Annotated in this window: 4 protein-coding genes; 1 reads left to right on the top strand and 3 read right to left on the bottom strand. The window is 41.2% G+C overall.

The features are described 5' to 3' along the window. Window positions 1–239 precede the first annotated feature (239 nt). Window positions 240–830 (top strand): thioredoxin family protein, encoded by a 591-nt coding sequence (locus tag I8752_RS20890; RefSeq protein WP_214434208.1) that lies wholly within the window; start codon window positions 240–242, stop codon window positions 828–830. 308 nt (window positions 831–1138) lie between these two features. Here I8752_RS20890 and I8752_RS20885 read toward each other — a convergent pair whose 3' ends face one another. The 3 genes from I8752_RS20885 to I8752_RS20875 all read right to left on the bottom strand — a co-directional run bounded on the left by I8752_RS20885 (window position 1139) and on the right by I8752_RS20875 (window position 6164). Continuing rightward, window positions 1139–3853 carry a CHAT domain-containing protein gene (locus I8752_RS20885; protein WP_225895802.1) on the bottom strand — a complete coding sequence of 905 codons (2715 nt, stop codon included), beginning with the start codon at window positions 3851–3853 and terminating at the stop codon, window positions 1139–1141. A 101-nt stretch (window positions 3854–3954) separates the two neighbouring features. Continuing rightward, a complete protein-coding gene (locus I8752_RS20880) occupies window positions 3955–4590 on the bottom strand; it encodes a restriction endonuclease subunit R (protein WP_214434207.1) in 636 nt (211 codons plus the stop codon). 77 nt (window positions 4591–4667) lie between these two features. Further along, window positions 4668–6164: an ABC transporter permease subunit gene (locus tag I8752_RS20875; RefSeq protein WP_214434206.1), complete on the bottom strand. Its 1497-nt coding sequence runs from the start codon at window positions 6162–6164 to the stop codon at window positions 4668–4670. Between the last annotated feature and the right edge of the window lie 128 nt (window positions 6165–6292).

The following is a 6292-nucleotide window of genomic DNA, read 5'->3' as shown; positions in this document are numbered from 1 at the left end:
GACAGGGTGTAGGGTGTGGGGTGTGGGGGGAAGAAATCAACCTCCTGGGTACAAGCCCGGTATGAGTCAAGACGATGGCATTGGTGGCGCATCCTCGCCCCGACCAATGCCGTCTTCCCTACCCCCTACACCCTCTTCGTGACTTCTACCTCCTGCCTTCTTTGCAGCGGTTTACTGATTTCCAGGCACAATGGTTATATAGAAAAGAAGATTGCTTAATAAGTTTTAATAAATTTGTGATGACTAAAGATTCGCCAGTTAATTCTGCTGACAAGCCTGAATCCAAGGTTGGGACGCGTGTGAGAAATTTCTTAATTGCTATGGTAGCGATCGCTCTTAGCGTTGCTTTAGTTGTGGGACTGCGAACTGAGACAACTTCAGCTTCCCTGACTCAGTTAGATGAGGCATCTACACCTTTAGAAGTCGCGATCGCTAATGGCAAACCATCAATAGTGGAATTTTATGCTGACTGGTGTACTGTCTGCCAGAAAATGGCTCCTGATATGGCCCAACTAGAAAAGCAATACGCTGACAAAGTGAATTTTGTCATGCTGAATGTAGATAATACTAAATGGTTGCCAGAGATGTTGAAATATCGAGTCGATGGCATTCCTCATTTTGTATTTTTGGCGAAGAATGGAGAAACCATAGCGCAAGCGATCGGCGATCAACCGCGCATCATCATGGCAAACAACTTAGAAGCTTTGGTTGCTGGTTCATCTCTACCCTACGCCCAAGCTAGCGGACAAGTCTCAAAATTCTCTGCGCCAGTTGCACCAACAAATACTCAAGACGATCCCCGCAGTCATGGTAGTCAAGTGGTAAATTAACGTGAGTCTTCAAGGAGGCGCAGCTGCGGGAAGGGCAAAACAAACAAAGCCAAGCATAAAGTTATACCAATTCGTAATTCGTAATTAAGAAAGCCAGACTTTATATAGGTTTCTGGGTTGGTATCTGTCGCATTCTTTTTTCAAATTGGTATTAGTTTTATACCCTTTCTCTAAAATCTGGCTACACATAAATCTCCGCGTCTCTCCGTCTCCGTGTCCCCGCGTCATTATCTGTTGCCTTCTTTTGGAGAATTGGTATTACTTGCCAATTCTGACTCCTAAATTCTTAATTCTGCTGTATCTTCTGCCTATTGCCAATTTCCTACCAAAACATAGGATGACCAATAATAAGGATGTGGCGGTAAATTCTTCAACTCCGGAAAAGGTGGATTTGCCTTCAGAGATTCTAAGAGCGATAGTTGAGAGTTTCTGAGGGCATCTACTTGTTTTGCTTCTGGCTTTTTCAGATTTTGGTAGAATTCACCCATAAATTTGGCAGTAGAAGCATCTCCTACAGGCCAAAGAGTAGCAAGAGTACTACGCGCCCCCGATCGCACAGCCATTCCTGCCAAGCCTAAGACAGCCCTTTCATCACCTGTTGCGGTTTCACAGGCACTCAGTACTAGTAGTTCTACTGTTGTACCTGGTTCTCTTAATAAAGTACTTAACTCATTAATACTGATACTTTTACCATCCCCTGTAACAATAAAATTCTTCTGGGGATTAGAACTAAATAGCCCATGAGTTGCTAAGTGGACAACAGGAAAATTTGATTTCAACTGTTTTTCAATAGTTTTTGCAGTAAATTGTTGATTGAGTAGTTTTTGGGAAGCAGGAAAAGTTTGTTTAATTTGGTCTAATTCTTCCGGCACATTAACTAGTGCGGCAAAAAATTCTCCTTGTACTTGAATTTGCTCGCTCACTCCAGCTGCTAAAACCTTAAGTTGTTTTCTTTCCAATCGTTGAGGATCGATTAGTTGCAAACTAGGAACCAGCGCCACACTATATTTTTCAATCAAATAATTTTGACCATTGTAGAGTGCAGCTATTGGCACTCTCTGCAATCTCCCATTTAATACAAACACTAAATTATTGATTTGATTGCTATCTAACTGAGCCTCAAAAGGTTTAATCAACCAGCTATAAATTCGTTCAAAGGTTGGTAAAAGCGTTTGCAAATTTTCTTGTAATTCTCTCGGATCGGGATTAGAAGTGGATAGAATATTTCGGGCAGAGTTATTGATAGTAACGTTGTCTAAATAATCGTAAAGCCGATCTAAAGTCTGATTGATATCTTGCTCGCTAATGGGAATTATTGCTTCCTGCAAAGGTTTTCCGGGAGAGGAAAGGATTATTTCTAAGCGATCTGGCAAAACTATGGGATAGATAACAGCTGTATGCGAGTCAATACTATCAATTTGTACGGCGACATCTGCTGTTTCCGAACAGGGGTCTTGAAAAAAGTTATCTAGTTCTGCTAGTTGTAGAGACTCTATCACCCTGCGGGCTAACTCTAAACGGTTTTTAGGTAGTTTTTTCGCCTCGGCTTTTTCCCGATTAATGCTAGGATTTGACACGATCAGAGAATTTAATTCCTCATCGCTAAGATTTGATTTCAACAGCAAATCCACTAATTCTAGATAAACAGGTTTAACTTCTTGGAGAAAGTCAAACTGGACATCTTGATTGTTAGCATTTAAATCGCTACGCAGAGATTGAAGAGTATTGAAGGCGGCGGTGTAAGCTGCGATCGCTCCTTTGGGATCTCCTTGTTTTCGTAGTAAACTTCCTAACTGAGATTGCCAAAGATAAGTAATTTCCCTAGCATCACCATTGATATTTTGTTCTTGCGCTAACAGCAATGCTTGCCGAGTCAGTTTGGTTGCCTGACTTAATTGCCCTTGCTGAGAGTAAAGTTTGCCCAGATAACCTATAACGTAGGTTTCGGCTCGTCCATCCTGGAGAGTACGCGCTTGTTGCAGGGCATTCTTTAATAAAGGTTCAACATTGTTGATTTGTCCGCTTTGCATTAAAGATTCCGCATAGTTAATCTGGGCGTAGATGGCGGCGCGGCTGGGAGTAAGAGCGGTCAAATTAGGTGTAATTTGATTTTGCAATGCTTGGACATCTTGGTTTAATTGCGACTTCAACTGAGAGACAAAATCTTTTGCTCTTTGGATTAATTTAGATTCACCAAATCTCGACCAAGAAGTGATGCGGCGGTTGGTTTGGTCATCCCACCATTTTTGAGTTTCTAGTAATAGTTGAAAGTGATTGAGTTGTGCCTGAATTTTGGTAATTGCTGGCGCTGATGTCACTTTTGCGGCTGCGATATAGTGGTTGATAGCTTCTTGGTAGGGTGCTAAAGCATCAGATACAGATTTGCGATCGATAATGTCCGTCACTTCTTCATAATCCCAGCGATCGCGGATTTGGTTGCCTTGGGTGCGTTCGGTGTTGCCTAAACTGAGTAGTACAGCACTTTTTTGTGGCGATTGGGCAATTGATAATAAACTTAATTGCAAGACTTCTTCAGACTTTGGCAATAATCCTTGTCGGCGTAGGACATCACCGAGGCTGTGCAAGCCAATAGCTTGAGTCAGGCTAAGAGAATCGCGCTGTTGAGCGAGGGTTTTGTAGAGTTGGTCGATTTGGGTTTGACTACAGTCGGGGTTTTTGATGGCAAAAGCTTGGAGTAAAGTATTGCAAGCTTTGGGATAGAGTCCTAAATCTTGCAAAGCCTGGGATTTGTCGATTAGGCTTTTAGTCATCCCCTCGCGATCGCCTACTTTTTGATAAGCTTCGGCAGCTGATTGCCATAACTTGACTGCGGCTTCTAAGTCTCCGGCATTGTAGCGTTGTTGACCTTCCTTCGCTAGTGCCAGAGGACTTGTAGCAGCATTGGTATGTAAACTGAGGGAATTCGACCAAGCTGGGATAGTGAAACTAGATAACAGTCCTAATAAAGCTGAAAAAATGAGGATTAATAGACGACGGTACTTTTTATAAATCATCTTTGTCATTTTTTTATAAAAAACTATCAAAGTATCGAGGAATTAAAGATGGTTTTTTAGAAGATGCCCGAACGTTTGGAGATGGCTACGATTTTCAAGTCTGTTACCTGCTACATTTGACAAATTGCTTTTAAAACTTGTAGCAACTGACTTGAACGCTCTGTTTCCATTAAATTTAATTCTGGCAACAAGTAATAAATAGGAGGATTTCCTTGTTCGAGGTAGACAAACTGATAACTTCTACCATTAGTCGTTAATCCCCAAACTGATTTTTGATTACCTAAATTTTTATAAGCATAAGTGAGTAGCTGTGGTAAACCTGTTGATATATCTATCTGACTATTTTTAGATTCAATTAACAGTACCCAAAAATATGTTTGAAGTTTTGTATGTTTAGCATTACTAACAGCTAAAATATCAAATCTACCTTTAATTGTGATATCTTCATCTTCAACCTTAATATCAGCAATATTCTCCTCTAAAACAATCTCGATAGGATAGCGATAAAAACCAGCTAATCTAAGTAAAGGAGCAACTGCAAGAAACTTTACCTGCCCTTCAGAAACTTTGCCTTTTGTCAGGTAGCGTCGAAAGTCATTTCTAATTTGCAGAAGTTCTTGTTGTTCGACTTCCAGAAGAGGTTCTAGAGATAAGTAGTTAGAAAATGAATCACTGTACTGTTCTCGAAAGCCAAACAGACGATGAACTTCTTCTAGGGATAAATTATTAGCGTTGAGAATTGTCATATATTTTTGCTCAATGATTTATAACTCAATTCCAATTCCCTACATATTACCTATCTTAACTCCCGATTGTATTTCTTCTATCGTTTAACTGGATTCATCCACACTTCCAAGCGGCTAAATGCTTGTGAAGAAAGCAGCGTCAAACATAAATAAACTAAAGCAACAGCCGCATAAATTTCAAAAGCGCGATAGTTATTAGCAACTATTAGCTGTCCTTTGCGAAACAATTCTTCAAATCCGATAACTGCAACTAAGCTTGTATCTTTCAATAAACTGATAAACTCATTTCCCAACGGTGGGATCATTCGTCGGATAGCTTGGGGAAAAATTACGAAGCGCATAGTTTGCACGGGATTTAAACCTAGCGACTGTGCAGCTTCCGTTTGTCCCACTTCAATAGATTGAATCCCAGCGCGAACGACTTCGGCAATATATGCAGCGCTATTCAAACTCAAGGCAACTACCGCAGCTATCAAGCGATCTAAGTTAAAACTAAAACCAAGTTGTTGAGCGATCGCAGGTAATCCAAAGTAAATCATAAAAATTTGTACTAGCAAAGGCGTTCCTCGGAAAAAATCCACATACGCCCTCGCTACCCAACGCACAACTCTAATCCGAGAAAGGCGGACAATTCCAATTAAGGAACCCCCAATCAAACCCAGCACTACAGAAAGAATTGTCAATTGTAACGTGACTAATGCACCCTGTAAGAGAGTTGGGAAAGACTGCAAAATCACGCCAATTGATGTAAATATTCCTGAGACACCAGCGCCAGTCTGGTTTGCAAATGGCGATCGCTCTGGTAATTTTGGAGGATTAGTTTTAAACCATTTTTGGTAAATTTGGGAGTAAGTGCCATTTTTTAGCACCCTATCCAAACCATTGTTGATTAATGCCAAATTGGGAGAGTTTTTAGCTGTAGCGATACCATAAAACTCCTCTGTTAGTAATTGCTGCACTACTTTAATCCCCTTGAGATTGCCTGTATTAATTGCATATACAGTTACAGGCGCATCGTTAATTACCGCATCCACATTACCATTAACTAATTCTTGCAGGGCTAAAGGTGCAGAATCAAAGCTACGAATTTGTACTCCTGGGATAGTCTTAGCCTTGGCTGCACCAGTTGTACCAATTTGCACCGCAATTTTTTTATTTTTGAGACTATCTAATCCAGTAATATCTTGATTGTCTGCACGGATTGCGATCGCCAACCCCGCCTTAAAATAAGGACGCGAAAAAGAAACTGTTTTCGCCCGTTCTGCCGTAATTGTAATCGAACTAATTGCCGCATCTACCGTTTTGGCTTGTACCGCCGGGATAATGCCATCAAAAGGTATACTTTGAAAATCGGCTTTAAAGTTAGCAGCAGTAGCGATCGCATTCATCAAATCGTAAGAAAAACCCTGTAACTCACCGCCTTTGCCTTGAAACTCAAACGGTGGAAAAGCCGGTTCGGTTGCAATTCGCAAAGTTTTCCCCGCATTGGAATTTACACTGCAACTAACCAATAAAAAACAGCTCAACCCTACAACCAACCAATAGCGCAGCCAACGAACAACAAATCTAGCCATATTGTTTTTTCTCCCTCTGTGTGTCCTCTGCGCGACGGACACTTTTACGCCAGTTGCTGCCCTGACTTTTCACGGGAAGTCTTAAAACCCTCGTTGATGCTGGGTGTAGGGGGTAGGGGGTAGGGTGT

Source organism: Dendronalium phyllosphericum CENA369, assembly GCF_016056275.1.
Lineage (GTDB): Bacteria > Cyanobacteriota > Cyanobacteriia > Cyanobacteriales > Nostocaceae > Dendronalium > Dendronalium phyllosphericum.
The sequence above is the reverse complement of the archived record's forward strand: the minus strand, read 5'-3'. Positions and strand labels throughout refer to the sequence as shown.

Excerpts from the sequence above, each read along its gene's own strand:
- I8752_RS20880 (WP_214434207.1), bottom strand. The coding sequence starts at position 4,590 with ATGACAATTCTCAACGCTAATAATTTATCCCTAGAAGAAGTTCATCGT.
- I8752_RS20890 (WP_214434208.1), top strand. The coding sequence starts at position 240 with ATGACTAAAGATTCGCCAGTTAATTCTGCTGACAAGCCTGAATCCAAG.
- I8752_RS20885 (WP_225895802.1), bottom strand. The coding sequence starts at position 3,853 with ATGACAAAGATGATTTATAAAAAGTACCGTCGTCTATTAATCCTCATT.
- I8752_RS20875 (WP_214434206.1), bottom strand. The coding sequence starts at position 6,164 with ATGGCTAGATTTGTTGTTCGTTGGCTGCGCTATTGGTTGGTTGTAGGG.